The organism is Xanthocytophaga flava, assembly GCF_030068545.1.
Classification (GTDB): Bacteria; Bacteroidota; Bacteroidia; order Cytophagales; family 172606-1; genus Xanthocytophaga; species Xanthocytophaga flava.
This window is the reverse complement of the sequence record NZ_JASJOR010000012.1, coordinates 62340-88929: the sequence shown is the minus strand read 5'-3', so window position 1 is coordinate 88929 and position 26590 is coordinate 62340. Positions and strand designations below refer to the sequence as shown.

Below are 26590 nucleotides of genomic sequence, written 5' to 3'. Positions count from 1 at the left end.
TTAGACATAATTAATTCCAACGGTCACGCCGAATAGCATCAGAAGCCAGCAATGAAGCATTGATTTTCATATGTGCCTGCAATCTGGCATCCAGTACCAGTCGTTCGGCTTCCAGTCCTGACATGTCCGGTTCTGAAGGTACTCCCATGGCAATAAGTTTTTGCTCTAATACTTTAATTCGGTGTTTACGAGCAGCTTCTGCTGTCATAGTTGTTCCTTTTCCGAGTTGGAGTTCCCGTAACTTTAAAAGAAGCTTATTGTATTTATTCAGTTGGTCTAAATAATCTCTCTGAATGTACAATTTTTTAATTTCAACTATTTTCAACTGTTTTTCAATCTCCTTGATAGTACGCTCTACAGCCTGATACTCAGGATGAATGGAATCTGAATTAAATTCTAAATCGCTCATGTTATAAATAATACAAACCAGATAAACACATCAAATTCTATCTCAGATACGCTCAGTTTGGATAGGTAATGCCCCTTCCTGCATTAAGCAATCTGACATTTATAGTCTGTACTGTTACAGTAATGGTAACAGGACTTTGATTATAGTCATAGTTAGAATCAATGGATTCACTAAAGCCAGAACAAAATGCCTGCTGAAAAGTAATGATCTTAAGTGGAGCATTACTTTCTGCTTCTGAAATTGTAATTTTTCCACTTTTAGTTTCCTGCCGGGTTAGTGTACACCAGTCTATTAATTCCTGATCTACCTTTGAAGGTTTCACATTCCAGGTCATACTATGAGGAGAACCAGCATAGTAGTCATCTTCAGAATCTGACACAGAGGGTGGAGAATTGTAACAGGAGTAATAACACGATTGCAAATCGTATGTTCTTTTATCCAATTCTAGGCGGATTTTATACATATCAGAAAATCAACAAATTAACGTGCAGCAAATTATAGATTTTACAGCAATAGACAGCAATTCAAAAGAGACTGTTTTACAACAGTCTCTATCTAATTCTTACAAAGACAAATTGTCTTCTTTTAAGAAAAATTGTCTTTGCTATTTCTGCAAATAGGATTCAATAAGGTAAATTAACTAAAAACAATTAGAATTCAGAAAGAAATCACCTTCGACTCCGTAACTATAATACGCTAAATAGATCCCCGGTATTGTTCTTTATCTATTCACTATATTGAGGATCATTGATTACCAGCAATTTACTTATTCATTATCTACTATTCATCATTCTATCCTCAGGCTACTAATTTTTGAAAACTCTGTAAAGCTTTGCCACCCTCCAGACTCTCACGTGCCATCTCTACAGCCTCTAGTACAGTTAATTCAGGCTTGGCAGTCTGAAGCCCAAAGGCAGCATTGGCCAGCACTGCTTGTTTCTGGGCAGGAGTAGCCTCATTAGTAAGTACATTCATGAAGATCTTAGCGGACTCTTCCACCGAATTCCCACCTAAGATTTCATCAGCCTGTAAAATCTGAAGGTTCAAGTCTTTGGGAGAGAAAACTTTTTCGGCTTGATTACCAATAATTTTAAAATCACCTGTCAGGGATATTTCATCATAGCCATCCAAGGCATGTACGATAGAAAAACTCTTATCTGTACGTTGGTACAAATAGGCATATAAACGAGCAATCTCAAGGCTATAGACTCCTACCATCTGTTTTTTAGGAAAAGCTGGATTAACCATCGGTCCCAACATATTAAAAAAGGTTTTCACGCCTAGCTCTTTACGAACAGGAGCCACATTTTTCATAGCCGGATGGAACAATGGTGCATGCAGAAAACAAATGTTTGCTTCTTCCAGACTTTTGTTGATCAGTCCTTTATCATTTGTAAACTTATATCCCAGATATTCCATCACTGTTGAACTCCCACAAATAGAAGATACACCATAATTACCATGTTTTACAACAGCTTGTCCGGCTCCTGCGATCACAAAGGCAGAAAGTGTAGAAATATTAAAGGTATCCTTGCCATCTCCTCCTGTGCCACAAACATCCATCGGATCAAAATCTGCAACATCCAATGCTACACATAGTTCAAGCATGGCATCCCGAAATCCTTCTAGTTCTTCCACAGTAACACTACGCATCATATATACAGTCATAAAGGCTGCAATCTGTACAGCAGTATATTTTCCCTGAGCAATATCCACCAATACCTGCCGGGCTTCTTTCTTGGATAAAGTTTTATAGGCTAATAAATGATTTAAGATCTCTTTCATACTTAAAATAATAAACTATAAAGACATTAGAATACGAACAACGAAATAGATGAAAACTACTTTATAGAACAAACTTGCCCCCAGACTAAACCAGTATTGAAAACCCAGTTGCGCATTGTGTCTTCGTAAAACGGTAACATACGTGATCAATGCTTGTATCTGTGAAGAAAACAGGTAAATACTATATATTACTCCTGCAGCTTTTGAAAAAAAGCCAATATGCTGATCTCCATTAGGATATTCATCCAGATATTTATGTGTAGTAACCAGAAACAAAAAAGCAAATGGATAGGTTAACAAAGGAAGGATATAACCCCAAAAAATCGTAATGGGTGACATATTTTTAATATGCTCACCAAACTTTATAATATTAAATATCCACATGCAGATAAATGTGCCAGTCAATAACCACAGCAACAGATTCACCGTTTGCAGGCGATAAATTTGAAGAGATGATAATACTTCCCGGCTGCTGGTAATGACTTCTTTACTTGTTGTCGGAAGTCCTGCAATCAATACATAAATGCCAAATAACAATCCTGCAACCAGCAACACCTGAGCTATAGTAAAAAAGGCCATCAACAGGTTAAAAAGAGGAGATTTTTTTCCGCTGCCATTGGGATTGAAGGTCCCTGTTTCTCCAGTAATACCTTCGCTTACTATTACAGGTAAAATAAGTATTACCATAAAGAATCCCGGCCCCATTAAAAGGGAAAGAATGATCAATAATACAATAACAATTGCTAAGCAAATTCCAAAGGTGACCAGTGCCGCCATAATTTTATAAAAGAGTTAGTACAAAATATCTTTACGATGATTACAGATATAGTACTACTTCTTAGACAATTGTAAACATTTGACAATCAATTAATCCCAAATAGGCTTTTCCTCTAGACTCCTATTGTATAGTCTAGTTGGATTTCATCGCCATTCATACCTCTAAATCCCCAATTACAGGCAGGAGACTCATATATACAAATTTCCAGATCCATCTTCCGAATTCCTACCTCTGCTTCAATCCGAGAGAATAACTCTTGAATCAATCTCTTCTTTGTTTCTGTTTTTCGCCCGGCAATCATAGTAATTTCTATAATTGTATACTGTTCCGTCCGATCCTCAGGAAAGAAAAAATCTTCCTTTTCTAGATATAAGAAGCGATGAGCCCTCTTACCTATAGGTAGATGAAGAACATCCACTATACACTGATGTATAGTATCAGATAATCTATTACGAACAGGTTGCAGCTGTTCTTTTATCCCAAAAATCTTAATCTGTGACATAGTTTTATCGACAAACAGATGGCTCTAGTTGCTCAACCAGTTTTCCAGCATCTTTTTCCCATGTTCGGTCAGGATGCTTTCCGGATGAAACTGAACTCCTCTAACATCATAGGTTTTATGTGCCAGTGCCATAATACGACCTTCATTATCAACAGCCGTAATCTCAAGGCTTTCAGGAAAATCCGTTGAAACAACTGTCCAGGAATGGTAACGCCCAGTGTTGAATTGAGCAGGAATACCTTCAAACAAAAGTTCATCTGATTTTTGAACAAAGGCAGGGGTAGCAATTCCATGCAACACATCTGTCATATTCTCCAGCGTACCTCCAAATGCCTCTCCAATTGCCTGATGCCCCAGACATACACCCAAAATGCTTTTAGTTGGCGCGTATTTTTTAATGAGTTCAGGCATAATACCAGCTTCTGATGGAATGCCGGGTCCGGGAGAGAGTAAAATCTTATCAAATGCATCTACTTCTTCCAGGGTAATTTTATCATTACGGTACACTACAGGTTCATGCCCCATCTCACGCAGATAGTGTACAAGATTATACACAAAACTATCGTAGTTATCTATTACTAAAATTCTCATAGCAAGAGTTTTAAAATATGAATTCTTATTTTTTTATTGTAAAAAATATCGCGTATTTCTTTGCACTATGCCTTCATCAGAAAAAAGAAAACTTCTCGTAAAAGAAATTCAGGAAGTGCCTGATCATTGTCTGGATGAGTTACTGGTTCATATTCAACAACTAAAGAACCACTCATCTGATACAGACTCTATTGCAGGGTCTACATTTGAACAACTTCTTCAATCTACCTCAGACCAGTACAAAGAGGTCTGGAAAGTCTTAGCCTGATATGCTGCACTTATCTAAAAAACAAATCATTGCTGTCAATAAGCACCAAACAGATCGGTTTGGCGGTAATTTTGCTCTGCCCTGCAATTTCCTCAATGAGGAACGCCTTGATTATTTACTGGAAGTTGTCTGTTCTGAAATCTTTGGCGAACCTATCTATCCGGAAATTTATCAGAAAGCAGGTGTATATATGTTCAGTATTGTTTCCAACCATATTTTCTCAGATGGAAATAAACGTACTGGTCTGCAATCAGCCATGATATTTTTGCTCGTCAACGGTTATAAAATCAATCCGGATTTACCTGATCAAGTTTTGATTGATTTCACACTGGAAGTTGCTTCCGGTAAGTATACACTGGAACGGCTTCAAAAGTGGTTTAAAGAACATATTGTCAAAGCAACTGCTTAACAAGGGCTTTCTTCTGATAAAGCTCTTGTAGTATCTGTTTTCTTTTCCATATATACCAGAGTAAGTCCCTCATGTAAAGACTTTTGCCGAAAAGGCTCGTAGCCCAGCTTCTGATATAAAGTAATATTTTTCAAACTTTTATGTCCGGTAAATAATTCAAATCGATTCACCTGAGTTATTGATTCATCTATTGTGTGCATCAATAATGTACCCAACCCTCTATTCTGATGACTTGGTTTGACAATCAGTTTTCGAACATGACAGGTATCCTGATCTACAAATGCACGAACCGAACCTACAATTGCTTTTCCATCCTGTATTTTCCATACCCAGCTTTTTTTAAACTCTTCCCGAATAGAACGAATACTCTGTACTATTGGGTGAATGGATAAATCGTTGTAAAGCAAGGCTTCTGATAGATAAGCCTGCTTTTGCAGATACAGAATTTCTTCTGCATCTTCCAATGTGGCGAGTTCTACTTTCATAGGTATGTATGTTAAGAATGAATTTTCAGATTATCTGGTTGATACCTTAATCGTGGTCATAATTAAGGTTTACGCCAGCTAGCTGCACTGCCCGCCGCAAAGCTGCAATCTTATTATTTACCTCCTGCAATTCACTCTCTATCTGAGACTTAAACACAACACCAGCTCCAGCCTGATAATACAATGTATTATCCTTGCTCAAGAAAGAACGGATCATAATGGCATGATTAAAATCTCCATTGAAGTCCATAAAACCAATACAGCCACCATAAAAACTCCGGCTTGTAGGTTCGTACCGATCTATGAGTTGCATAGCTTTGTGTTTGGGAGCTCCTGAAAGGGTTCCGGCAGGAAAGGTATCTGCAACCAGTTGCAGAGGATTTGTTTGTTCCTCTATTTCTCCTGTTACTTTAGAAACGAGGTGAATTACATGAGAGTAATATTGTATTTCCTTAAATGTTTCGACAGTGACATCATGGCTGTGACGGCTTAAATCATTACGAGCCAGATCTACCAGCATCACGTGCTCTGCATTTTCTTTAGGGTCATCATATAGCTTTTGGGCTAGTTCTGCATCTGCCTGATCATTGCCTGTTCTCCGGAAAGTTCCAGCTATCGGATAGATGGCAGCAGTATCTCCTTTGATTGAAATTTGTGTTTCCGGGGAAGAACCAAATATTTTGAAACTGCCATAGTCGAAGTAGAACAGATACGGAGAGGGATTTACAGAACGCAGTGCCCGGTATACATTAAACTCGTCTCCCTGAAACTGCTGTTCAAAACGTCTGGAAAGTACAATCTGAAATACATCTCCAATCTTGCAATGAAATCTCCCTTTTTCCAGTATAGCCAGAAATTCTTCGTCTGTCAGATTAGAACGCTCGGTTCCCTGCAATTTGAATTGATAGGAAGGATAATTCAAGTTTTGAATCAATGAAATCAGGTAATTCAGATTACTTTCCTGTGATTCTTCTTTATATACAACTTTTCCTTCTGTATTCTGGTATTCATGTTCAAAGACAAACATCTCATCTTTGAAGTGGTTAATGGCTATTACATACCGAAATACTTGGTAGATAATATCCGGAATAGAATGGGTATCCTTCAGGTCAATGTCTTCAAAATACTGTACAGAGGGGTAAGACATATACCCAAACAACCCATTATGAATAAATGGAAACTTGTCTTTTTCAGATTTCTGAAAGCTTTTGCCAAAGGCTTCTAATGCGGTCAATACCTGGGATCTCTCTTTGATCTCTGTAGAACGACTTGAACCATCCGGAAACTGTTCAATAATATAGTTTCCAGAAACTTCAAATTTGGCAACTGGTTGGCAACAGATATAGGAAAATGAGTTTTCATTACCATGATAATCAGAGCTTTCCAGCAAAATTGTATTTACAAACTTATCTCTTAACTTAAGGTAAATACTGACAGGAGTCACTGTATCTGCAAGAAGTTGTCGATAACGTGTATGGACTTGAAAAGACATGGTTCTAACCGTTTAAAGAATTATAGATAGATCTGGCACAGGAGCAGGGACTCGAACCCCGAACTTCAGTTTTGGAGACAGACATTTTACCATTAAACTACTCCTGTGTGAAAACAAAAAAGGCTTGCTGTTATGTGAACAGCAAGCCTTTCGGATATATCTTCTTATGGCATTACAATGCAGGGCTGTTCACATTCCGATTTGAAATGTGCCACCACCATGCAGTATTTACCAGATTTGATTTCATGTATTTAAAATAGTATATCACAAAGATAAAGAAGTGTCTTTTAAAAAAGCAAGACTAACATCATATTTTTTTTATTTGAATTATAGCTGACAAAATTTTATGTTCAGACAGTGACTAAGAATATTACACAGCAACATTTCACTATAAATTAATCGCAATCCATTATTTTAACCTATAGTTAGCCATCCGAGTATCTAAAAGTACATCTCCACCCAATGGAACATTCTTTGCATAGTTTATCTAATCATAACAATGAGGAAAATCTTATTCGCTTTCTCAGAAGCACCAATCTTGTTTCTACCACTACAGCTAGAGAAATTGCTTCTAACTTTCGAGCAAAACACATTAACAAACATGATTTCCATTTACAGGAAGGACAGATTCTTAATGAATACCTTTTTCTGGATACGGGCTTTATGAGAGCCTTTGCTCATAATACAGAAGGTAATGAAGTAACCACCAATTTTTATGCTCAAAATCAGGTTGTGTTTGAAGTTTCTTCTTTTTTCAATCGTATTCCATCCAGGGAAAATATTCAGGCATTGACTGCTTGTAGTGGATGGTGTATTACATACGGACAGTTAAACAGTCTGTTTCATTCGATTCCCGAATTCAGGGAGTTTGGCCGGTCGATGTTGGTTCAGGGATTTTCGGCTTTAAAAATACGGATGCTATCTATGATCACAGATACTGCAGAGGAACGTTATGCCAAACTGTTACATACCAATCCGGAAATATTTCAGAATGCACCCTTGAAAACCATTGCTTCCTATCTGGGTATAACGGATACATCACTTAGTCGGATTCGAAAAGAATTTAGCCGGAAATAAGCTATTCATCCATTTCTTGCCATTTGGCAAGAAGAGTGTCTAGATGGTGTGCTTCCTTTGCGGTGCGCTCAACAACCATCCCACTAACATCATGGAAGCACTCCCTTTACACATCAGCCTGGCCTTTGTGATAATTACGGTTCTTACTGTTTTTGTCTTTTATAAAGCAGCAGGACAATCCAGAATTACTTTATTTGTGATCTTGTCTTGGCTAATTCTACAAATGCTGGTCAGTTATACAGGGTTTTATACCAATACAGAAGCTATTCCTCCCCGTTCCATTTTCTTTCTTGCTCCACCATTACTTTGTATCTTCATACTCAGTATCACCCCTTCAGGAAAAAGTTTCTTATCCCAACTGGACATTAAAACCCTTACGCTTTTACACAGTATTCGTATACCTGTAGAGCTGGTATTGTTCTGGCTTTTCAGTTATAAGGTTATTCCTGAAGTCATGACATTCGAAGGAAGGAATCTCGATATATTGTCCGGACTTTCTGGTCCTTTTATATACTATTTTGGATTTGTTCGCCAACAACTTAACCGAACAGTACTATTAGTCTGGAATATATTGTGCCTGGTTCTTTTATTAAACGTGGTTATCCATGCCATCCTGTCATTTCCCTATCCATTTCAACAATTTGGTTTTGACCAACCCAATATTGCTGTTTTACACTTTCCATTTGTCTGGTTACCTAGTTGTGTGGTTCCTCTGGTCTTACTATCCCATATAGCCTCTATAAGGCAACTCCTTTACCCTATCAACTCATCTACATTAACTTAGCAAATCTTTTAGGAATAACTGAAAAAGTCTATATTTAAGCCCTGATATCTTGCTATTTACAACTGTGAATCCTTCTACCCAATCTATCATTACTGCATCAGAACAACAGCTGGAAGAACTCACTCAAATGGGTTTGGATTTGTGGCCAGACAATGAGTATGATGAACTCAAACATGATTTTCTGGAACTTTTACAAACTCCGGAAAATCATGTTATTTATCTATTTAACCACAAGGACGAGAATGTAGCATTTCTTCATCTTTCTATCCGTACCGATTATGTAGAAGGTTCTGACTCTACCCCTACTGGTTATGTGGAAGGAATCTATGTAAAACCAGCCTTTAGACGAATGGGCATCTCACAGGCACTGTTTAAGCGTGGTGAGAAGTGGTTAAAGGAGAAAGGATGTCATCAGGTTGGGTCTGATATAGAAATTGACAATCAGGCAAGCTATGACTTTCATACAAACATGGGCTTCAAAGAATCTGCCCGATTAATAGCTTTCATTAAAGATATTTCCTAGCTAGGCAGATTATTTGCCTGGCATCAGGATTACTTATCAGCAAACTCCATCAACCGGATCACATCTTTGGTTTCTTTTAAGTCCAGCTTTTCCTGTTCTACAAACTTTTTCAAATCATCAGAAGCATTTAGATGTTCCAACACTGATTTCTTGCCTAATTTCACTTTGCTTATTGTCTGATCAGCTTTACGAATGTAATAATTCTTCTCATCCATCAGTTCATCATAGGTACGACCAGAGCTATATGCACCCTGATAGCTAGCTTTGAGTACTTTTTTATCATATCGAACCAAAAGAGCGGTTTTTCCTTCATACAACACTTCCAGATATTCTTCCTTCAGAATAGCATCGTCAGTCTTTAAATCCGGGAATCGTTCAAAAAGTCTATTTTGTCCCGTAAGAACATCTTTCAGCAGAAATCCTTTTACAGAAGAAGATACAACAATTGCAGAATCACCTTGTGATCGACGCATTACCAGCCGGTTGGAGTAGACATCATATTTTACAGGTACATCATTTTGGATTTTACTATTGGCAAGTGTCACATCGGCATTACACCAATGCTGTAATAGATAAGGCGATCCACGCAATCCCTCATATCTGTTATCAAACCCACGTACTACAGTCATACCACCTCCACTGGTTGCACCTGCCATATTCAGGTTTTGCTGAGCATCATATCCGGATGGAGTATTCTGTCCAAAAGCAGATAGAGTTAACCCACCAAATAAAAGTACAAACCAAGTCTTCATACTAAAAAACGCTACAAACCATTTAGGAGAAATTAAACAACCAAAATACGAAAAAATACTCCGTATTCTTATTTACCACAAAACTTTTCTATCACTCAAGCAATACGCAAGCAGATTGAAGTATTTCAAAATTCTATTGGAAGGATAAAGTAGCCATTTTTTATAGCCGTTTACAAAATAGATATAGTTCATAACACATATAGGCCTGTAATTGATTACAGACCTATATGTGTTATGAACCAGAGTGTATATTATTATTTTCCACTACTAACAGTAGTATTTCCTGTTACTACTGCTGGTAAGATATAACGCTGAATGATTTTATCTACTTGTGGATGTGCATAGGGAGTATTATAAGCAGTTGCCGTAACTACTACTACTAATCCAAGTTCTTTAAAAATAAATATTTTGTTCCCTCCATTCCCACTACAATAATACGTTTCATAGGAGGCATTACCTACCTTATAGGTTTTATTCCAGAACAGATAGCCATAAGACCCACTTCCATCCGGTAAAGCAACTTGTTTTGCTAAAGAAGAATTCACCCATTTTTGCGGAAGAATTTGTTTGTTATTCCATTTGCCATCATTTAGGTAAAGTTGTCCAAATCGCGCAAAATCCAGCGAGGCAAGTTGTATGCCTCCGGCAGTATTGGCTACATGCTGTGGCGTATATTGCCATTTATAGTTTTTTATTCCTAATGGTTTAAACAATTTTTCGTCAGCATATTTCTCCAGTCCACCAGGAACACTCTTGTGAATCACATCGCCCAATACCACTACACCTGCTGTAAAGTAATCCCAGTTCTTCTCCATCACTTTGGCTTTATCCATTGGCAGATCCAATGCAAACTTTACCCAATTGTTTGTAGGATACATATTTTCTTCATTGCCAGGAGATTCCGAATTATTATCTGATCCATCAAACCCGGAACTCATCATCAGTAGACTACGTAAGGTTACACTGTCTTTTCTGACTGAATAATTACTAAACTCCTTCAGATTATAGAATTGGCCTAACGTCTGGTTTTCATTTTTAATGTATCCATCCTTAATGGCAATCCCCATTGCTGCTGAAGCAAAAGTTTTCCCTACAGACCGGGGATCATGTAAAGTAGTTCTGGTTGCCCCATTGAAATACTCTTCCAACACGAGTTGTCCATCTTTAAGAACTACGATGCTGGTAATCTGCTTGAAGGTTTTGTCTTCAATTTTCTGATTGAGTTCTTTTATTTTCTCTTTGTCGTATTTTAAATTTGAAAGTGAGAACCCACTACTAGGCTGAATAGCTTGTGGCTGTAGCTTAGCCGGATCTACCTGTGGTTTAGTCACAGTCAGCGTTATTTCCCCGTGAGCAATGATATTACCTGCTACCAAATCCGGATTCTTTACATAGGGACGAATTTCTATTTTTAGTAAATGCGGTTTCCCAACAGTCAGGGCATCTTCTCCACCATAGGCCATGAATCGTCCCCAGAGATATCGTCCCCAGGAATCTGCATTGGTAGAGCTTATAAGAGGTATCTGAAAGACTGTTTTTGTCTTTTTATTTTCGGGAAGCCCTGCTCCAGGGTGTAAATTCTCTTTATATATCAATGAGTTGTCTACATAGAAACTAAACTGATAATTGCCTAACGCATTTACTTCATCTGCGGTTAACTTCGGAGCCAGTGGATGAAGATAATTGGTTAGTGAATTACCCAGATAAGTTCGTATGTTCAAGTCAATACCTTCCTTTATCTCAAATGTTTTCAGGAAGTCTGTTTCCTTATATTCCTCAACGGGAATACCTTTTGACATAAAAGTGATACGACCTACATTGGTTTGATGCAAAGGACTGGTAATTCCTTCAGATTTTACCAAATCCGAAGTTTGTCCGTAAGCCGTAACTTGCATAAACAAGCATGAAAAGAAGATCAATTGAATGATCAGGAGGTTGGAAGTTTTTTTCATAGGATTCATAGTTAGAAAGACACAAAGCTAAATGTGCCTTCACTAAAAAAATAGAATGAAATTAACATAGCATCAACTTAGCAATGTTCGGTATTGAGAAGGTGTCATACCATTGAATTCTTTGAAACAACGTAAAAAATGACTCTGATCGGCAAATCCACAATCCATCGCTATATCAGTTAGAGATAAAGTTTTATCAGAAAACAACTGCAAAGCTTTCTCTACTTTTATTTTTCGCATGTAGTTTCCTAAGGTACATCCAAAATATTTTGGAAACTGGCGAGATAGATGAACAGGATGTATCTGCAATGCGTTGGCAAGCTCTTGAAGACTTTGATTCTCAAGTCCATTGTAGTACAATAGTTCTTTTATCCGATTCACCCATACAGGCCGCTGTTCTGTCGCTGCTTTCCGGTTCTGTTGCATCTCAGCAAAAACCTGTAACAATAATGTCTGAATAACTAAAGGAGTATTGCTATCAATAATCTTGGTCTCTTTGAATAGCTGGTAGAATAAAAGCTTTATCTCTGGATTATCAATATGCAGACTACCTTCTGGAATGGTAAGTCCTGAGAAAATATTATCTGAAAAATGTTTATTCAGTTCAATATGAAATCCTCTTGTAAATACATCTGGTTTACAATTGTAGTGAGGGTCTTGCCAGTGGTGAAATAGCAGGCTGCCACTGGTACAGGTATACACTTCTTTCTTGTTGCCTTCAGTTAACCCTCCTTGTAGGATAAATGTAAAGTATGCATTCTCATGATAATGCCAGTCTACTTTGGGCAGAGTATATACAGTATCTGTGAGTGTAATACCTTCCATTGAAAGCTTCTGGTTTGTGTCACCATAAAACTGTCCTGTTTTTCGATAGTTCATTTGAATGGGAGGGCTTTCAATAATAAGTTGCAGTAGCTATCAGTAAATATATCATTCTCTGACATGCTCCCTATCCTTTTAGTACAAGCGGTTAAAGAACCGTATGATGTCTCATTAGTGGACAGTATCTTTTGGCATTGTTTTTTATCTGTTAGCCTTGATAATTTATGTTGTATATAAATAATACGATTATGAAAAAGTACGGAGAAAAAGCTCAGGAGAAAGTACATGAAGCAATGCATGAGATGAAAGAGGGTACTCTCAAATCGGGCAGAAGCGACAAAAAAGTGACTGATAGAAAACAAGCCATTGCCATAGGTCTTTCTGAAGCAAGAAAAGAAGGTGGAAAAGTTCCAAAGAAGAAAGAAAAGAAATCTTAAGTTACGTAACGCATAAGTAAAACTGCTTTCATGATAGTAATTCTATGAAAGCAGTTTTTTTATTTTTCGCTTATGCCTAATCGTATCGCTTGTTCTATGGGTGAATAAGTTCTATCATCACGATCTAACTGGAAAGGCTTTGATGGAAACAAAGGTGGCTGAGCCATAAACTTTGGATTTGTACCATGATGTGCTTGAGAAGCATGTACCAGAAATGGATGGCATAAATATACAGTTCCGGCGGTTCCAGTTGCCAGATGGAGCGGTCTGTCCAACGCAGGTCCAACTTGTTGTGCCAATTCCATAAATGACAATCCCTCCTCCCCTTTCGGCTTCAATACCTTTGCTACATCCAGATGAGAACCTGCCAGAATACGGGTTGGGGCATCGGCCTCTGTTACATCTGAGAAGAGAAATAACATCAATAAAGCTCTTCCTTTTGAAAAAACATTTACTCTCCACGCAAAAAAATCATTTACATCTGCACCAGGAAAACTGGCATCCACATGCCAGCCTGTATCACCAGGATCTTGGATATGCGGAAACCGAACTGGAAAGGAGCCTAAACTCTGCCGAGGTAACCATCTTTGCTCTCCGACTAATTGATTATAGGCAGCATGTAATACCGGAGTATTGGCAGCTTGCCTAAATGGCTCCTGACTGTATTCTCCCAATCGAACAACAGGTTTTGTCCAGGTAGAAGTATCATGTGGATCGCAACCTGTATCTTTCCATAAGATAGTTCTACATTGTGTAGCTAGTTCTGAGGAGAATGCATTCTCAATACAAACAAAGCCATACTGTATAAAATCATGAATCTGATTGTCTGTTAGCATATTTACATTTTATCTCATTCAAAAATTACCTAGGGCAATGTCCGTCAGTGAACACATCATGACCGATAATGAACATTGTCAGTAGTTGTTTATAGAGAAAAATCATCATTTCAGCCTAATTATACGTTTTGGCATCCAATTGGATTTACGTATTTATTCCCTACATCTTAAATCCTGTAATTCATGCTTCATAACTATCTCATAATTGTTCTCCGAAATATAAAGAGAAACCAGATTTTCTCTTTCATCAATATTATTGGGTTAGCAGTTGGAATGTCTGTAGCTATACTCATCGGACTTTGGATGTATGATGAATTTACTTTTGACCAATATCATTCCAATTATGATCGTATTGCCCAGATAATGCAGCATCAAACTCTAAATGGAAATAAAGGGACACAAAATGCTATACCCAGACCTTTGGAGATGGCTCTGAGAAACTCTTACAATAATTACTTTACGCATCTATCCATGGCAACCTGGACAGGAGGGCATATTCTTGCTTATAAAGATCAGAAAATATCCAAAAGTGGGAATTATATGCAGCCATCCATCACGGAGATGTTATCTCTGCAAATGATACAAGGCAAACGCAATGGACTTCAGGACCCTTCCTCAATATTACTATCACAATCAACAGCAAAAGCATTATTTGGTGACATTGATCCACTTGGAAAAACTATTAAAATAGACAATAAAGATTTTGTAAAAGTAGCAGGTGTTTACAAGGACTTACCTTATAATACAACCTTTAGAGACCTTGAATTTATTGCACCCTGGAATCTTTTTGTTCGTTCTCAGGAATGGGTACAAAGAGCAGCAGATCGATGGGGAAATAACTCATTTCAACTTTTTGTACAGCTGTCACCATCAGCAGATATTCAAGCAGTATCTGAAAAAATAAAGAAAGTAAAAGCTCAGGCAGCTCCGGATGAAGTTCCATTTAAGCCTGAAATTTTTCTGTACCCAATGAAAGACTGGCACTTACGTTCAGATTGGAAAGATGGTCGAAATGCAGGCGGCCGCATACAAATTGTTTGGATGTTTGGTGTCATTGGCGTATTTGTATTGCTGCTGGCCTGTATCAATTTCATGAATCTTTCTACTGCCCGCAGTGAAAAGAGAGCGAAAGAAGTAGGTATCCGTAAATCTATTGGATCTGAGCGCAGACAACTCATTGGACAGTTTTTAGGCGAATCACTACTCATAACAGGGTTCTCATTTTTCCTGGCATTGGTACTTGTTCAACTTTCTCTGCCTCTGTTCAATGAGATTAGTGACAAAAAGATTTCCATTTTATGGACAAATCCGTTGTTCTGGCTATTTGGTATTGGCTTTAGTGTATTAACAGGATTGATAGCAGGCAGCTATCCAGCATTGTATCTTTCCTCTTTTGACCCTGTAAGTGTATTAAAAGGGACGTTTCGGGCTGGCGGAAAAGCATCATTGCCTCGTAAAATATTGGTAGTTGTCCAATTCACAGTATCTGTTAGCCTCATTATTGGAACTATCATAGTGTATCGCCAGATACAGTACTCCAAAGACCGTCCTATTGGATACAACCGGGATGGGTTAGTGATGGTGACGATGAGTACACCTGATTTTCAAGGGAAGTTTAGTGTACTTCAACGAGATCTTAAAAAATCAGGAGCTATTCTGGAAATGGCAGAATCGTCCAGCCCACTTACCAGTGTATGGTCTAATAATGGAGGTTTTAGCTGGAAAGGGAAGCATCCTGATCTCCAAACAGACTTTGCGACCATTTGGGTCTCACCAGAATTTGGCCAAACGGTTGGTTGGAATTTTACACAAGGCAGAGATTTTTCAAAAGAGTTCTTAACCGATTCTACAGGGATTGTTATTAATGAGGCTGCGGTAAAATTTATGGGTGTCAAAGATCCTGTAGGAATGGAAGTTGACTGGAGTGGAGAGGTAAAACTACATGTCGTTGGCGTTATCAAAGATATGTTAATGCAGTCTCCTTATCGTCCCGTAAAACCGACAATTTATCTAATGAACAAGCTTGATGCGAACTGGTTTATTCTAAAACTTAATCCTGCATATTCAGCCAGTCAATCACTCAAACAAATTCAAACAGTATTTACAAAGCATATTCCACAAGTACCCTTTGAATACAAGTTCGCAGATGCAGAATATGCCACAAAGTTTAATGATGAGGAGAGACTTGGCAAACTAGCGACATTTTTTGCTACACTGGCTATCTTTATTTCGTGTCTGGGTATCTTTGGACTGGCTTCATTTACAGCCGAGCAACGCCGCAAAGAAATAGGCATTCGCAAAGTATTGGGAGCTTCTATATTGAATTTGTGGCAGTTGTTATCTAAAGAATTTATAGTACTAGTTCTGACTTCTTTTGTTATTGCAACTCCTATTTCCTGGTATTTTCTTCAAGGTTGGTTACAGAGTTATACCTATCGAATCGAAATATCGTGGTGGATTTTTGCTGTTGCAGGGCTGGGAGCTCTTATCATTACATTAGCCACTGTAAGCTATCAGGCGATAAAAGCTGCTATTGCCAATCCCACCAAATCTTTACGTACAGAATAGGTTACATCTATGCATGGTAAACTCAAAGAAGAGTTTACCATACTCTTTCTTTACAAAATACTCTTCTCCAATGAGGTTAATACAAGCAACACAACAATAGGTACAGTCAGATTATCCAATCCTTTAAAACTCACAGACTCAGTTAGTGTAGCACACAAAGTAATAATCAGTGAAAAGAATAATTGCTGAGCAATATTTAAAGAAGAACCAATAGAAAAAACAAACAGCGAAATAACCAGACAACTTGCAGCAAAGAATATAGAGCCTATTAATGTTTTTCCACCTGAAAAACGCATGGAAGTATGTCCCCACTTTTTACCCCCTATTTCTGCAAATGTATCTGATATTGACAATACCAAAACAGGCAAATGAAACAAGAGTGTATTATTAAGGTTCTCAGATACCCAAAAACATATACATATCGGAATTGGAAATATCACACTACCTATTGACTTCCGCCTTACCTGATGCACAGAAGACAATTTCCCCAGAATACGTGTTGCAAGAAGAATTGTAAATGCAAGAGTACATAACAACAAGACCCATAGGTAGCTTTTGAAAAATAGTGGAAACAACAATGTCAGAAAACCACCAGAGACATGTAAAAACTTGCGGCAAATCTCAGAATCAACATGCAGTTTTTTATGCAGCCATTCAGTAATAAGAATCAACAAAAGAAATGCGACAACAAACAAAATGGATAACTGCATTTCTGATACTTGCATCATATATTATAAAGATTCATCTTTGAAATTGGAGAGGCAAGTTGCCTTTCAAACACAACAAAGATATGACTAATACTTTCCCCAATACACTTTAAGTATTTATTTCATATAATACTTATCATTTTAATGAGAAACCTTCTACTCACAACATCATTTTGCATATGAAATCTAATTCCTTCTGGACCATACCCAATATCTTATCACTATACAGGATCGTCATATTTCCTTTTATATTCTATCTCATTCTAACCCAACAAGAATTCTTATTCTCCATTTTTATCACTATTAGCTTAGTCACAGATATTTTAGATGGGTGGATAGCCAGAACATTTAAATTACAAACAGAAATCGGAGCAAAGCTTGACTCGTGGGCAGACTTGGGGACTTACATTCTCGCATTCCTGGCTATTTATATATTTAAATGGTCTGACATTAAGCCACACAGTATGATTCTCGTTCTGTTTTTTGTGTTCTGGCTGGTTTCTTATCTATATGTCTTCTATAAATTCAGGGGACTCATAGGGCTTCACACCTATATGTTCAAACTTACAGGATACTTTCAGGGAGGGTTTATTGTCTATTTATTTCTATTTGGCTTCCAACCTATTGTCTTTTACTTTGCATTGATTTGGGGAACAATAGCCTGTATCGAAGAAATCATCATCATTGCGCTATTGCGAGAACCTAAGACAAATGTAAAAGGTCTATATTGGGTACTTAAAAATCATTCCAAAAATACATAGTGCATCCTATAATTATTTATACTCTATCATTCGTGGCCTTGGGTGGACTAGGAATGTATATATCCAGTAGAAAAGCAGATATACATACTCAAAAACAAAGGTGGCTCAAATATATCACCTACATCGTTATTGTAACAAGTATCATAGTATCTACTATCTATCATTTCTTTTATTTACTTGCGATTCTTATTGTGTGGGTTGGTCTTTTTGAAGTAATAAGGAATTGTAAAGCCAGTCTGTATATAAAAGTAACTTCTTTGCTTTCTTATACTGCGATTAGTATACTTTTTATAGTATACTCGTATACTATCCCAATAGCATTTTTGTTGTACATATATTTTCAGATTGCCATATTTGACGGATTTAGTCAGATAGTAGGACAATTACTGGGCAAACACAAATTAGTTTCCCACATTAGTCCCAATAAGACCATTGAAGGACTAGCAGGTGGTATTTTGTTTACCATCCTTGTAGCCTTTTTAACAAGAGACTGGGTACAGGTATCTGTACAGAAAGCTATCCTATATGGGATTTTGACTAGTCTGTTCTCTCTCTCAGGTGACTTGCTAGCTTCTTATTTCAAACGGCTCAATCATATCAAAGATTACAGCAACATTCTTCCTGGCCATGGTGGATTTTTGGATCGGTTTGACAGTTTGATGATGACAGGAGCAGCTTATTATCTCCTGCTCAATCAAACGGATAGAATAGTATAGGCCTGTACATTATTACTCACAAAGGATAGGTTCAATACTAAACAAGTCTACATAAACAGGCATAGCTTGTGAATCTTTTACAAAACCTTTTAATGCACAAATACCAACATATTGGGGATTGATCATCAGATCACGGCTCACCACTTCTTTAAACGCAAAAATATCAGAAGCTCCTGTCGCATATAAAAATCGAAAATGGTGCCCATTCTTTTCGATGCGAAGTGCAGACCGCTGTAGATTATTTTTAATTATTGTAGACTGAGCAGGCTCAACGCTGAAAAGAGATAGATGAGCAATCTCCTCCGGTTTACTAAATCCTCCATGTATGGAACTGATCGCCTGAATTAATATCTCACCTGGTCTGGAATATCCACCAAAGAAACCATTGTATCCAATGGTTAGCCGAGTACTTCTGCTTAGTAAAGTAGTATCTTCCATAAGAATAATTCCAGCCTGTTGCCAGTTTTGTCCTGGAATAAAGTTGCCCAGATGTATTTCGGTTGAGAAACAGTCTGTATCCAATTTCTTTACTAAAAAGTTTTTCATGCCCACTCGCCTTGCAGAATCCGGGTAAGTATCACCTTCTAGAGTAAACAGGGTAAGGTAGCCACTTTTTGCATTTCGTTTGTTCCAGAAACTTGTGTCCAGGTCTTTCAGCATCCAGCCTTTATGAAAGAGTGAATCTGTACTTGTGTTGCTAAAATTATCTGTAAAATGCTCCGATTGTGAATAGTGGTAAACTATATAATAACCCGCGAGAAAAATACCAATTACAATCATACCTATCCAAAGGTATTTCACTTTGCTATTTCTGTGAACAATCAAAGGAGATGATGTTCTTATTCCCTGATTATCTTTAACAGGAATGTCTTTCTCAATTCCATCCCGATAAGTATACCAATATGGAAAGTGAGGTTCATTACGCTTTCGGCTGATCTCGTCGGTTTTGACTGCATCGGCTACATAACGTGCTAATGTATCCAATGTAGCGACCGAAGGGTTCTCTTGTTTCGCAGTAGAATCCTTCAAAATAAAGAAGGAATAATTTTTCAGCGTTTTCCAACCAATTATCAATCCTGTCTGCTCCTCAATCTCGGAAGAGAAATATTTGCTGTCTGCTTCAGAAAGTGGAACTGTCAATTCCTTATCAAAACATTTACTATATGCCTCTCCGAATAATTTACAGAAAGCTTTTTCCTCTGAAGGACTCATAAGGGTGATAAGACTGGGATTAACTATTCGTAATTCACGTTTACGCCTGATTTCTGATTATTGTTTTCGTTTTGAGAGACTTTTGAATGATCAAAAATCAACCTTCACCCTCAATTTATTTTATTAAAGGTATGAAAAAGACATTCATTCTTCTTCTATTGTTTAAAGCCGGTTTACTATTTAGTCAGGATCTACAACTGCATTATGATTTCAGACATTCTGTAGATCCCAAACATAATACTGCCAATTTTCCAATGATTAGCTTTCAGTATTTTAAAGATGTAGATACCAATGCTACAGGTTCATTCCTGTTGAAAGTCCAGTCATTTTTGAGTGGAGATAAAAATAATACAGGCCAAACATTTATTCAAATTTCTCAAACTTTGAAATTCTGGAAACCAAAAGTCTATTTCTCGCTGAATTATACAGGAGGACTTGGTATTGCACCACCTTCTTTTGGCTACTATCTGACGAATTCATTTGGAGCAGGAATTTCCTATCCATTCCAATGGAAAGGAGCTTGGCTAAGTGCAAATCTACTGTATCGATATAATGCCTTTCACAAGCCCAGCCATGATCCTCAACTCACATTCTATCTGGGAAAGTTTTTTGCGAATTATAAAATCTTCGTTGAAGGAAGTATAGTTGCCTGGACAGAAAACAAAGATCAAGGCATAGATTACACCAAAGGTCAAAAAGGAAAGAAGCTTGCTTTTTATGGAGATCCACAGATATGGTTTCGAATAAAGAAAGGCTTTTTTATTGGATCAAGAATTAGTCTGTATTATCATCTCATTAGTCAAGACAATAAAGTGCAGGCATATCCGACAATAGGCACTAAGTATCAATTTTAGATTAAAGATCTGATATCCTCAATATATGAAAGCTACTACTGCAGATAGCTTTTCGCAGATTGTATCAGACTTCTCAGATCTGGAACCTGAGTAATGGAATATCGGTCACACACAATGTCGATATTCCCTTTTCGCCAGAATCCATCCGGACAGCAAACCCGCAATTTTCCGGAACGGGCATACAATCCAAACTCCAGCATAGAAACAGGTGCTTTGGTAGTAGGTTCAAAATAGACAAGTATCAGGTCTGCTCGTTCCAATCCTTCCAATTCCCAGCTTACCTGGCCTTTAAAATCCGGGTTAGAGATTGTTTGCTCCCAATCTGCATTCCAGGCAGCTCTTCGTGGATTCAAAATAGTTACATTCGTCCTATCTATGGCCGTAATGACCTTCTGTTGCCAATCCTCTGCTTTTCCCATTTCGATGCTTCCTGCCAGAAATATAGAGGTATGATTAGCTGGAATATATATAGAATCAGGAGGATATATAACAGGCATATGATAGGATTTATAGATCTAATTGTTTTATAAGCGCACTATCACTCAAGGTATAAATATCTTCTTTGGGTACTATCAACTCACCGATTCCATTTGCATCCATATTTTTCCTCTGTTCTATGACAAAGTCTGTAATATCCTCAATATCCAGAATCCACTTTTTGGCAAACTGTTCTGCCATTTGTCCTTTTAGTCCCAATTGAATAGCTCTTCGATTCAACGTCTTCCCATTTGGATAATGGTCAGGGTCCCACTGTATTCTTACATCAGATTGTTTCATTGCAGTGTTCCACTCTTCACCAGAGGGATAGATAACTGGCTTAAAACTGGTGTGCACAGCCTGTTTCAGAATAGTTTCAAAATGAGATCTTCCTATAGATATTGCAAGGATTCTCTCCTGATTTTCCTTGGTTGCCCATCCTGACCGAAACATCATCCAGATAAAACCAGGCTTTATCCATGTCATTCGGGTATAGCTATAATCTTTCCCACCAAGAAATTTATTGGTAACAGCAAAGTTTGCAATAGAAGGTTTATATGCCTGATAAACAATTATTTTCTCCTCATCAAATTGTCCAGCAATGTGCTTTCCAGTATCCGGAAGTCTTTCCTGTTGTTCTGTATACTTTTCTGTAAGTAACCTCATCTCTATTTATAACACCACCTCTATATAATCTCAATTCGTGTAGGTTCGATGCATTCAGGAGGCAATATGGCATACCCACTCATGGCTAATAATACCTGAGCAGCATTGACTACATCTAATGCACAATAACGAGCTATCTTATCCAGGTCATGCTCTTCGTAGTATACTTCATGCACCAGACTTCCATCCATCTCTTCTTTACTGGAAGGTATATCAAAAATAGCGGCCAATAAGTCCAAGGATGTAAAGTTCTTGAAATCACCAAACTTCCAAAGGTCCATCGTATCAATATGCTGGATCTCCCAAGGCTTTTTACCCTGCATCTGCAAAGGTCCAGGCAGAGGAAGTCGGTTAATAAGAATGCGTCTGGCCAGATAGGGAAAGTCAAATTCTTTTCCGTTATGGGCACAAAGTTGTATGGGCCGACGAGAAGAGTACTCACCATTCTGACGATTGATATGCAAATCAAAACGTTTCAGATAGTCATTGAACTTCTCCAGCATAGCACGTTCATCGTCAGATACCAGACTGGTAATGGATAAAACTGTTTTCCCTTTCTTTTCAATCAGATAGCCTAAAGCAATTGAAACTATCTTTCCAAATTCAGCCAGAATTCCACCACGTTGTCTGAAAAGTTCCGTATCTGTTTCAGTGCCTGCCTTTCGATATTGATTGGCTTTCTTTGACCACAGGTATTGCATTCGTTCATCCAGCTGCTCATAATGCTCTACTCCTGAAACAGTTTCAATATCCAGGAATACAATATTGGTAAATTGTCGTAAGTCGTCTGCCATCTATACTATGTGGTTTCTCAGCAAAAATAGTATCTTTTCGGTTGGATTTTCTTGCCCATTTCATTTTTCCGTCGACCAATACCCTAAGAAACTTATTCTGTTTACTCAATAGTATCCTCAGATCGATTAATAAAAGATATATTACGAAGACTCAGAATAAACCCCGACTTTTCAAGATACTCCAATTCCAGCTTTTCTTTCAGGTCTAATTCTTCATTCCTGGTTCTTAGATAGAAGCTTTTACGTTGTGTAGCAGTATAGGGATATTTTAGCGTAACATATTTTGTACTCTTCTTTTTCATTTGGGTGTCAGTTGAAACATCATCATCCAGACAGGCAACAGTTTGCAGCTTATTTTTAAGGCCAGATCTCAGATCTTCTTTGAGCCGCCGTATATCCCAGCTTAGCCAGATCCATGACAAAACGCCTAATCCTACATATATACCCAGACTAATCTTCCAGGCTCCAGCCCAGGTAATAGGCAAGAACATCCGTAGTAGAAAAAATGCACCGACCACTACACCTACCAGCAATATCCACATCCCCCACCGCGCCTGATACATATTATGAATCTCAGTACGTAATGAATCCTGATCACTGGCGCTTAGTGGGAATACTTCAAAATGAGGGCTATTTTCATCCTTGTTCCAGAAACTCATTGTTTTAGTAGCAAATCGGGTTATTCTTTATTGACATCATAGTTTTCAAACAGCACTTTCCCAAAATCCTTTGTTGTTTTAACTTTTGTTTCTACTTTGTCAGGCTCAGAAGTATGAAATGAATCTGAACCATCTTTGTGCAGGTACCACTTTTTATCAGTTGGAGTGTACTTAAATGTTATAATCCGGGTCCAGCGCCAACTGCTACCTCCATAATGTTCAATCGAAAAATAACCATTTTTGATAGTAATATCAGAAAACGGATCACCAAAAACACCACCACACTGATAACATAAGACAACCTTGTCGTTTCGGGCAACCTGCTTTAGTTTTCCATCTGGCTGCCGGATCAGGATTAGCAATGGACGAGGAACTTCTTCTGTTTTTTTATCCTCCCCTTTTGCTTTTAAAATAAGCAAGCAATCTGATTTACCATCTTTATTCAAGTCACCATTTTCCTGATGCAGCACTTCATATCCTTTTACTATAAAAGGTTTGATCTCTTCATCTGTTTGTGCATTACAGAGTATAGAAAAGGATACAAATGCTAAAAACAAAAGACTTTTTTTCATGACATATTTTCTTAATATTCCCATTTGTTCTGAACCAACGTTGTGGCAATTTCTTCAATAAAAGAATCAGCAACTAATTTGTGCTTCTCACCTTTAGGCAAAAAATGCCATTTAATCCCATGTATATCCGTTATGCGCTTGGCCCACTTTATTCCTTCTGCATCTTCCGGAGACCCAATAATAAACTTTCTCCGCTGCGGACTTTTCAGATATTCCTGTAAATAATACCCGAGTTCAAACCGAGTAGTGGGTCCAATGTTAGCAGGAAAGTTTTCAGCTACTTCTGGCAGCCAGTAAGTTGGCAACCAGAATGCAGTAATATCACACAAATTCAGGTATTGCCATTCCCAGGGAACCTGCTTATTCAATACCTCTGTTAATTTTGAATTTCCTGCTACATCAATATCAGACCAGATACCACTTTCCGGTTCAGGGGCAACTACAACCATACTTGGATCGAGTCTCTCATCTTTTTCCAATGCATAAATAACAGTTCTCCTCCACCCTGTTGTCATCGCCTCACCGCCAGGAGGAGTAGGCCCTCCCAGAAAAACTCCCAGCTTAGGAAAAACGGTTTGGTGTTGCCGGGCATACAAGACTCTTATTTTCTCTCTTTCCATATACTATACGTAGCTTCTTTGCGGCTTATCTGATTTTTCTATTCTCCTATGCTTTTTCTCATATCCTCCAGTTCCTTTTCAAAACCTCCTGACAAAATCGGGAAGCGACACCATGTTTTAGGGTCTAAGCTATGATCATCCACATGGAATCCGGGAGCATATCGTTCCCGTTTCCATTGGTTACGGCTCCACAACCGGAAAAATCGTTCAATAGACTTGATAATTACCTCTTCTGTATAGATACCCTCAAACTTGTATTTCATCAATGGCAATATATCCTTAGGCATCTTCTTATCACGTATGGCAGCATCTTCAATAGCATCCAGTAAGGCATATGGCATCAGATCTTCCTCATCTGTCTGCTTTTTATCCTGAGGTCGCAATTCAGCAGTAGGCTGCAGACTATTCACTGCTTTCAGTCCAGCAAAACGAATCCGTCCTTCCAATCCATCGGTTTCCAGCCAACGCAGCCATTGACGAATAAAATGCTTGTTGATACCAGCAATCGGACTGATGCTACCTGCAGTATCCCCATCCATAGTGGCATAGCCAACAGCAGCCTCAGAACGGTTGCTGGTAGAGAGTAACAACGCATTTTTCACATTGGCTAGTAACCAAATACTTGGAGCCCGTACCCGTGCCTGGATATTTTGTAAAGGAACATCATCTGTCTCCCAGGAAAGTTTACGACCCAAGCCACCTTCTATTAAAGTACGGTATTCTTTTACCAATGTGTCAATGCTAATCTCAAAGTATTCAACGTCCAGATCTTTTGCCAGCGTTTCTGCCGAGTTACGGGTATCATCCGAACTGTTTTCTGTTGCCTGGTAAACACATGTAATCAATGTAGCTGCTACATCTGCTTCCGTCTTACAATTTTGAATATCTTTCTGATAATACAGCTTTTTTTGTAAGCCTTCCAAACCTATTTCTTCTATACAAAGTTTGATTGCCAGTCGGCACAAAGAGGCAATAGCAGAGGAATCGGCACCGCCACTCAGCGAAATTACCCAACCATTGGAACGGCTCTTACGCAGGTAGTCAAATAGAGCCAGTGCAATACAACGGGCAAACTCTTCTTCTTTGGTATACTGGCTTTTCTCCCAACTCTCTAAGTCATAACTGTAAGGCTCATAAGCAGCTTTGTACCATACAAAAGGCACTTTAATAATCCCAAAATCATTTTTAATTAGTGGGACACGATTCTGTACCTGTGAGAGTCGAGTATTGTCTACATCAATAACTGCAGATACCAGAAGAAAATCCTTATAGCTAAACCGACTTCCGGAAGCCAATCCTACAGCAGAAGAGGTGATAAAGGCATCTCCATCAAAGATGGCACGCCCGGATTCATTTCCCAACAGATTCACATACAAATAGGTGGCCCCAAATGCACGGGAAGCATCCATAACAAACCGCTCCCGTAAAAATGACTTTCCAAACTCAAAGTGGCTGGCACTAGGATTGAGAATAATATCAACGCCACGTAAATACAATTCACGTCCCGGACGATGGGCAATCCATGCATCTTCACATATCTCATAACCAACCCGGATACCTTGCACTTCAAAAATCAGGTCTCCGGCTGGGTATTCCTGACCGTTGATTTCAATAGAAGTAACAACTCCAGCTTCCCAGGCATGAAACCAGCGTGGCTCATAATAGATGCTATTGCCAGGAAGATTTTTTTTACATACAAATCCCTGAATCTTCTTATCTGCAATAAAACATGCTGTATTATACAAACGATGATTATACCGAACAGGTAATCCAACTGAGACCATAATTCCTTCACTCGCATCTGCAATAAGTTGAAGCATTTCACCTGCTGTTTGCGTAACTCCGGGTGCATAAAACATATCTTCACATCCATATCCGGATATGCTCAATTCCGGAAAACACAACAAACTTATATTTTGCTTCTTGGCTTCTGCTATCGCATCCAGATGATGTTGCACATTACGTTTCCAGTCCAAAGGAGTCTGGTTTACCACTGCCGCTGCAATTTTAAGAGGATTCATATCTGTTACTGTGTTTAAGTATGTTGTACTACGAAAGAATAGACTACTCTATACTCCCGCA

At 38.2% G+C, this 26590-nt stretch carries 31 protein-coding genes and 1 tRNA gene; 10 read left to right on the top strand and 22 right to left on the bottom strand.

All coding sequences use genetic code 11. The annotated features are described in order from the left end of the window. Positions 1 to 10: 10 nt before the first annotated feature. The 6 genes from QNI15_RS18280 to QNI15_RS18255 form a co-directional block, all read right to left on the bottom strand. Positions 11 to 409 (bottom strand): hypothetical protein, encoded by a 399-nt coding sequence (locus QNI15_RS18280; protein WP_313997389.1) that lies wholly within the window; start codon positions 407 to 409, stop codon positions 11 to 13. 52 nt (positions 410 to 461) lie between these two features. Continuing rightward, on the bottom strand, positions 462 to 872 hold the full coding sequence (tssD, locus tag QNI15_RS18275; protein ID WP_313982854.1) for a type VI secretion system tube protein TssD: 411 nt from the start codon (positions 870 to 872) through the stop codon (positions 462 to 464). A 335-nt stretch (positions 873 to 1207) separates the two neighbouring features. Further along, on the bottom strand, positions 1208 to 2194 hold the full coding sequence (trpD, locus tag QNI15_RS18270; RefSeq protein WP_313997387.1) for an anthranilate phosphoribosyltransferase: 987 nt from the start codon (positions 2192 to 2194) through the stop codon (positions 1208 to 1210). Between the two features lie 15 nt (positions 2195 to 2209). Beyond that, positions 2210 to 2971: a hypothetical protein gene (locus tag QNI15_RS18265; RefSeq protein ID WP_313997385.1), complete on the bottom strand. Its 762-nt coding sequence runs from the start codon at positions 2969 to 2971 to the stop codon at positions 2210 to 2212. A gap of 113 nt (positions 2972 to 3084) precedes the next feature. Next, positions 3085 to 3474 carry a tautomerase family protein gene (locus QNI15_RS18260; RefSeq protein WP_313997383.1) on the bottom strand — a complete coding sequence of 130 codons (390 nt, stop codon included), beginning with the start codon at positions 3472 to 3474 and terminating at the stop codon, positions 3085 to 3087. Positions 3475 to 3498: 24 nt separating this feature from the next. Further along, positions 3499 to 4065, bottom strand: a complete 567-nt coding sequence (locus tag QNI15_RS18255; RefSeq protein ID WP_313982849.1) for an anthranilate synthase component II — start codon at positions 4063 to 4065, stop codon at positions 3499 to 3501. 67 nt (positions 4066 to 4132) lie between these two features. Here QNI15_RS18255 and QNI15_RS18250 point away from each other — a divergent pair, with 67 nt between their 5' ends. Together QNI15_RS18250 and QNI15_RS18245 are read left to right on the top strand one after the other, a co-directional pair. Then, positions 4133 to 4333, top strand: a complete 201-nt coding sequence (locus QNI15_RS18250; protein WP_313997381.1) for a hypothetical protein — start codon at positions 4133 to 4135, stop codon at positions 4331 to 4333. A gap of 1 nt (position 4334) precedes the next feature. Further along, the gene (locus QNI15_RS18245) at positions 4335 to 4742 is read left to right on the top strand and encodes a type II toxin-antitoxin system death-on-curing family toxin (protein WP_313982846.1); all 408 of its coding nucleotides are present in this window, start codon (positions 4335 to 4337) and stop codon (positions 4740 to 4742) included. Here QNI15_RS18245 and QNI15_RS18240 read toward each other — a convergent pair. From QNI15_RS18240 to QNI15_RS18230, 3 genes are all read right to left on the bottom strand, one after another. Continuing rightward, the gene (locus QNI15_RS18240; RefSeq protein ID WP_313997379.1) at positions 4739 to 5227 is read right to left on the bottom strand and encodes a GNAT family N-acetyltransferase; all 489 of its coding nucleotides are present in this window, start codon (positions 5225 to 5227) and stop codon (positions 4739 to 4741) included. The genes QNI15_RS18245 and QNI15_RS18240 overlap by 4 nt on opposite strands. Positions 5228 to 5273: 46 nt before the next feature. Then, entirely contained in the window at positions 5274 to 6719 is a 1446-nt protein-coding gene (locus tag QNI15_RS18235) for an anthranilate synthase component I family protein (protein WP_313997377.1), read from the bottom strand. Between the two features lie 33 nt (positions 6720 to 6752). After that, a tRNA-Trp gene (locus QNI15_RS18230) sits at positions 6753 to 6826 on the bottom strand. A 355-nt stretch (positions 6827 to 7181) separates the two neighbouring features. Between QNI15_RS18230 and QNI15_RS18225 the strand changes: the two genes are divergently transcribed. From QNI15_RS18225 to aac(6'), 3 genes are all read left to right on the top strand, one after another. Continuing rightward, a complete protein-coding gene (locus QNI15_RS18225) occupies positions 7182 to 7796 on the top strand; it encodes a Crp/Fnr family transcriptional regulator (protein WP_313997375.1) in 615 nt (204 codons plus the stop codon). Positions 7797 to 7887: 91 nt separating this feature from the next. After that, the gene (locus tag QNI15_RS18220) at positions 7888 to 8580 is read left to right on the top strand and encodes a hypothetical protein (RefSeq protein WP_314032901.1); all 693 of its coding nucleotides are present in this window, start codon (positions 7888 to 7890) and stop codon (positions 8578 to 8580) included. A gap of 64 nt (positions 8581 to 8644) precedes the next feature. Further along, entirely contained in the window at positions 8645 to 9103 is a 459-nt protein-coding gene (gene aac(6') / locus QNI15_RS18215) for an aminoglycoside 6'-N-acetyltransferase (protein WP_313997371.1), read from the top strand. A 29-nt stretch (positions 9104 to 9132) separates the two neighbouring features. On the opposite strand, the gene QNI15_RS18210 is transcribed toward aac(6'), so the two are convergent. The 3 genes from QNI15_RS18210 to QNI15_RS18200 all read right to left on the bottom strand — a co-directional run bounded on the left by QNI15_RS18210 (position 9133) and on the right by QNI15_RS18200 (position 12686). Further along, positions 9133 to 9855 (bottom strand): hypothetical protein, encoded by a 723-nt coding sequence (locus QNI15_RS18210; RefSeq protein WP_314032900.1) that lies wholly within the window; start codon positions 9853 to 9855, stop codon positions 9133 to 9135. Positions 9856 to 10109: 254 nt separating this feature from the next. Then, on the bottom strand, positions 10110 to 11807 hold the full coding sequence (locus tag QNI15_RS18205) for a serine hydrolase domain-containing protein (protein ID WP_313997366.1): 1698 nt from the start codon (positions 11805 to 11807) through the stop codon (positions 10110 to 10112). 72 nt (positions 11808 to 11879) lie between these two features. Continuing rightward, a complete protein-coding gene (locus QNI15_RS18200) occupies positions 11880 to 12686 on the bottom strand; it encodes a helix-turn-helix domain-containing protein (RefSeq protein ID WP_314032898.1) in 807 nt (268 codons plus the stop codon). Between the two features lie 191 nt (positions 12687 to 12877). Between QNI15_RS18200 and QNI15_RS18195 the strand changes: the two genes are divergently transcribed. Further along, positions 12878 to 13066, top strand: a complete 189-nt coding sequence (locus QNI15_RS18195) for a DUF6496 domain-containing protein (RefSeq protein ID WP_313997362.1) — start codon at positions 12878 to 12880, stop codon at positions 13064 to 13066. Between the two features lie 59 nt (positions 13067 to 13125). On the opposite strand, the gene QNI15_RS18190 is transcribed toward QNI15_RS18195, so the two are convergent. Beyond that, positions 13126 to 13902: a phytanoyl-CoA dioxygenase family protein gene (locus QNI15_RS18190; protein ID WP_313997359.1), complete on the bottom strand. Its 777-nt coding sequence runs from the start codon at positions 13900 to 13902 to the stop codon at positions 13126 to 13128. Between the two features lie 183 nt (positions 13903 to 14085). Between QNI15_RS18190 and QNI15_RS18185 the strand changes: the two genes are divergently transcribed. Further along, positions 14086 to 16470, top strand: coding sequence for an ABC transporter permease (locus QNI15_RS18185; RefSeq protein ID WP_314032896.1), 2385 nt, complete (start codon positions 14086 to 14088; stop codon positions 16468 to 16470). Positions 16471 to 16520: 50 nt separating this feature from the next. Here the strand turns inward: QNI15_RS18185 and QNI15_RS18180 are convergent, their stop codons facing one another. Beyond that, a complete protein-coding gene (locus tag QNI15_RS18180) occupies positions 16521 to 17198 on the bottom strand; it encodes a phosphatidate cytidylyltransferase (protein ID WP_313982824.1) in 678 nt (225 codons plus the stop codon). Between the two features lie 158 nt (positions 17199 to 17356). Between QNI15_RS18180 and QNI15_RS18175 the strand changes: the two genes are divergently transcribed. After that, positions 17357 to 17938: a CDP-alcohol phosphatidyltransferase family protein gene (locus tag QNI15_RS18175; protein WP_314032894.1), complete on the top strand. Its 582-nt coding sequence runs from the start codon at positions 17357 to 17359 to the stop codon at positions 17936 to 17938. Further along, on the top strand, positions 17938 to 18654 hold the full coding sequence (locus QNI15_RS18170) for a phosphatidate cytidylyltransferase (RefSeq protein ID WP_314032892.1): 717 nt from the start codon (positions 17938 to 17940) through the stop codon (positions 18652 to 18654). The genes QNI15_RS18175 and QNI15_RS18170 overlap by 1 nt, the downstream gene beginning before the upstream one ends. Before the next feature lie 12 nt (positions 18655 to 18666). Here QNI15_RS18170 and QNI15_RS18165 read toward each other — a convergent pair whose 3' ends face one another. Next, positions 18667 to 19866, bottom strand: a complete 1200-nt coding sequence (locus QNI15_RS18165; RefSeq protein ID WP_314032890.1) for a hypothetical protein — start codon at positions 19864 to 19866, stop codon at positions 18667 to 18669. Between the two features lie 131 nt (positions 19867 to 19997). Here QNI15_RS18165 and QNI15_RS18160 point away from each other — a divergent pair, with 131 nt between their 5' ends. Then, entirely contained in the window at positions 19998 to 20720 is a 723-nt protein-coding gene (locus tag QNI15_RS18160; RefSeq protein ID WP_314032888.1) for a DUF5020 family protein, read from the top strand. Between the two features lie 35 nt (positions 20721 to 20755). Here QNI15_RS18160 and QNI15_RS18155 read toward each other — a convergent pair whose 3' ends face one another. From QNI15_RS18155 to nadE, 7 genes are all read right to left on the bottom strand, one after another. Further along, the gene (locus QNI15_RS18155; RefSeq protein WP_314032887.1) at positions 20756 to 21217 is read right to left on the bottom strand and encodes a nucleoside 2-deoxyribosyltransferase domain-containing protein; all 462 of its coding nucleotides are present in this window, start codon (positions 21215 to 21217) and stop codon (positions 20756 to 20758) included. A 10-nt stretch (positions 21218 to 21227) separates the two neighbouring features. Further along, on the bottom strand, positions 21228 to 21863 hold the full coding sequence (locus QNI15_RS18150) for a DUF4291 domain-containing protein (protein WP_313997343.1): 636 nt from the start codon (positions 21861 to 21863) through the stop codon (positions 21228 to 21230). Between the two features lie 20 nt (positions 21864 to 21883). After that, the gene (locus QNI15_RS18145; RefSeq protein ID WP_314032886.1) at positions 21884 to 22657 is read right to left on the bottom strand and encodes a ribonuclease H-like domain-containing protein; all 774 of its coding nucleotides are present in this window, start codon (positions 22655 to 22657) and stop codon (positions 21884 to 21886) included. A gap of 101 nt (positions 22658 to 22758) precedes the next feature. Further along, the gene (locus QNI15_RS18140) at positions 22759 to 23316 is read right to left on the bottom strand and encodes a hypothetical protein (RefSeq protein WP_313997341.1); all 558 of its coding nucleotides are present in this window, start codon (positions 23314 to 23316) and stop codon (positions 22759 to 22761) included. A gap of 20 nt (positions 23317 to 23336) precedes the next feature. After that, positions 23337 to 23888: a hypothetical protein gene (locus tag QNI15_RS18135; RefSeq protein WP_313997339.1), complete on the bottom strand. Its 552-nt coding sequence runs from the start codon at positions 23886 to 23888 to the stop codon at positions 23337 to 23339. An 11-nt stretch (positions 23889 to 23899) separates the two neighbouring features. Continuing rightward, positions 23900 to 24508, bottom strand: coding sequence for a nucleoside 2-deoxyribosyltransferase domain-containing protein (locus QNI15_RS18130; protein WP_314032885.1), 609 nt, complete (start codon positions 24506 to 24508; stop codon positions 23900 to 23902). Positions 24509 to 24546: 38 nt separating this feature from the next. Further along, entirely contained in the window at positions 24547 to 26529 is a 1983-nt protein-coding gene (gene nadE / locus QNI15_RS18125; protein ID WP_314032882.1) for an NAD(+) synthase, read from the bottom strand. Between the last annotated feature and the right edge of the window lie 61 nt (positions 26530 to 26590).

What these genes read in the sequence shown, in the direction of transcription:
- QNI15_RS18280 (WP_313997389.1), bottom strand. Translation starts at nt 409, where the DNA reads ATGAGCGATTTAGAATTTAATTCAGATTCCATTCATCCTGAGTATCAG.
- tssD (WP_313982854.1), bottom strand. Translation starts at nt 872, where the DNA reads ATGTATAAAATCCGCCTAGAATTGGATAAAAGAACATACGATTTGCAA.
- trpD (WP_313997387.1), bottom strand. Translation starts at nt 2,194, where the DNA reads ATGAAAGAGATCTTAAATCATTTATTAGCCTATAAAACTTTATCCAAG.
- QNI15_RS18265 (WP_313997385.1), bottom strand. Translation starts at nt 2,971, where the DNA reads ATGGCGGCACTGGTCACCTTTGGAATTTGCTTAGCAATTGTTATTGTA.
- QNI15_RS18260 (WP_313997383.1), bottom strand. Translation starts at nt 3,474, where the DNA reads ATGTCACAGATTAAGATTTTTGGGATAAAAGAACAGCTGCAACCTGTT.
- QNI15_RS18255 (WP_313982849.1), bottom strand. Translation starts at nt 4,065, where the DNA reads ATGAGAATTTTAGTAATAGATAACTACGATAGTTTTGTGTATAATCTT.
- QNI15_RS18250 (WP_313997381.1), top strand. Translation starts at nt 4,133, where the DNA reads ATGCCTTCATCAGAAAAAAGAAAACTTCTCGTAAAAGAAATTCAGGAA.
- QNI15_RS18245 (WP_313982846.1), top strand. Translation starts at nt 4,335, where the DNA reads ATGCTGCACTTATCTAAAAAACAAATCATTGCTGTCAATAAGCACCAA.
- QNI15_RS18240 (WP_313997379.1), bottom strand. Translation starts at nt 5,227, where the DNA reads ATGAAAGTAGAACTCGCCACATTGGAAGATGCAGAAGAAATTCTGTAT.
- QNI15_RS18235 (WP_313997377.1), bottom strand. Translation starts at nt 6,719, where the DNA reads ATGTCTTTTCAAGTCCATACACGTTATCGACAACTTCTTGCAGATACA.
- QNI15_RS18225 (WP_313997375.1), top strand. Translation starts at nt 7,182, where the DNA reads ATGGAACATTCTTTGCATAGTTTATCTAATCATAACAATGAGGAAAAT.
- QNI15_RS18220 (WP_314032901.1), top strand. Translation starts at nt 7,888, where the DNA reads ATGGAAGCACTCCCTTTACACATCAGCCTGGCCTTTGTGATAATTACG.
- QNI15_RS18210 (WP_314032900.1), bottom strand. Translation starts at nt 9,855, where the DNA reads ATGAAGACTTGGTTTGTACTTTTATTTGGTGGGTTAACTCTATCTGCT.
- QNI15_RS18205 (WP_313997366.1), bottom strand. Translation starts at nt 11,807, where the DNA reads ATGAAAAAAACTTCCAACCTCCTGATCATTCAATTGATCTTCTTTTCA.
- QNI15_RS18200 (WP_314032898.1), bottom strand. Translation starts at nt 12,686, where the DNA reads ATGAACTATCGAAAAACAGGACAGTTTTATGGTGACACAAACCAGAAG.
- QNI15_RS18195 (WP_313997362.1), top strand. Translation starts at nt 12,878, where the DNA reads ATGAAAAAGTACGGAGAAAAAGCTCAGGAGAAAGTACATGAAGCAATG.
- QNI15_RS18190 (WP_313997359.1), bottom strand. Translation starts at nt 13,902, where the DNA reads ATGCTAACAGACAATCAGATTCATGATTTTATACAGTATGGCTTTGTT.
- QNI15_RS18185 (WP_314032896.1), top strand. Translation starts at nt 14,086, where the DNA reads ATGCTTCATAACTATCTCATAATTGTTCTCCGAAATATAAAGAGAAAC.
- QNI15_RS18180 (WP_313982824.1), bottom strand. Translation starts at nt 17,198, where the DNA reads ATGATGCAAGTATCAGAAATGCAGTTATCCATTTTGTTTGTTGTCGCA.
- QNI15_RS18175 (WP_314032894.1), top strand. Translation starts at nt 17,357, where the DNA reads ATGAAATCTAATTCCTTCTGGACCATACCCAATATCTTATCACTATAC.
- QNI15_RS18165 (WP_314032890.1), bottom strand. Translation starts at nt 19,866, where the DNA reads ATGAGTCCTTCAGAGGAAAAAGCTTTCTGTAAATTATTCGGAGAGGCA.
- QNI15_RS18160 (WP_314032888.1), top strand. Translation starts at nt 19,998, where the DNA reads ATGAAAAAGACATTCATTCTTCTTCTATTGTTTAAAGCCGGTTTACTA.
- QNI15_RS18155 (WP_314032887.1), bottom strand. Translation starts at nt 21,217, where the DNA reads ATGCCTGTTATATATCCTCCTGATTCTATATATATTCCAGCTAATCAT.
- QNI15_RS18150 (WP_313997343.1), bottom strand. Translation starts at nt 21,863, where the DNA reads ATGAGGTTACTTACAGAAAAGTATACAGAACAACAGGAAAGACTTCCG.
- QNI15_RS18145 (WP_314032886.1), bottom strand. Translation starts at nt 22,657, where the DNA reads ATGGCAGACGACTTACGACAATTTACCAATATTGTATTCCTGGATATT.
- QNI15_RS18140 (WP_313997341.1), bottom strand. Translation starts at nt 23,316, where the DNA reads ATGAGTTTCTGGAACAAGGATGAAAATAGCCCTCATTTTGAAGTATTC.
- QNI15_RS18135 (WP_313997339.1), bottom strand. Translation starts at nt 23,888, where the DNA reads ATGAAAAAAAGTCTTTTGTTTTTAGCATTTGTATCCTTTTCTATACTC.
- QNI15_RS18130 (WP_314032885.1), bottom strand. Translation starts at nt 24,508, where the DNA reads ATGGAAAGAGAGAAAATAAGAGTCTTGTATGCCCGGCAACACCAAACC.
- nadE (WP_314032882.1), bottom strand. Translation starts at nt 26,529, where the DNA reads ATGAATCCTCTTAAAATTGCAGCGGCAGTGGTAAACCAGACTCCTTTG.